The organism is Priestia sp. SIMBA_032 (assembly GCF_046535215.1).
Classification (GTDB): domain Bacteria; phylum Bacillota; class Bacilli; order Bacillales; family Bacillaceae_H; genus Priestia; species Priestia aryabhattai.
Window position 1 is genome coordinate 1 of record NZ_JAWRXD010000269.1, and the last position, 344, is coordinate 344.

The 344-nt window shown below is 37.2% G+C and carries 1 pseudogene; it reads left to right on the top strand.

The features are described from left to right. Positions 1 to 344: pseudogene (locus SB717_RS34315) on the top strand (cell division protein FtsK); the annotation flags it as partial.

A 344-nucleotide genomic window follows, 5' to 3' on the forward strand; every position in this document is an offset into this window, starting at 1 on the left:
CTTCTTTCTTGAAATGAAAAAAGGGCCAGATAGCGTTCATTTAGGTGGTGGTATGTTTGGTGCGCTTATGTTCGCGACATGTTACTTCTTATTCGACGAAGTAGGAGCCTATATTATTGGAATTATTTTAGTTATTCTCGGGGTACTCTGTATAACAAATAAACATATTGGAGAAGTGTTAGCTCCAGTTGGTAGAATTCTTAGAAGTCAATTTCAAGTGATACAAGGGGATTATAAAGATTGGAGATCCAAAAGAACGGCTGAACAAACAGAAAAGAAAAAAACAACAAGAAGTACAAGAAGCAAACGTGCTGCAGAACAAGAAGAAGTTATTGAGCCGATGG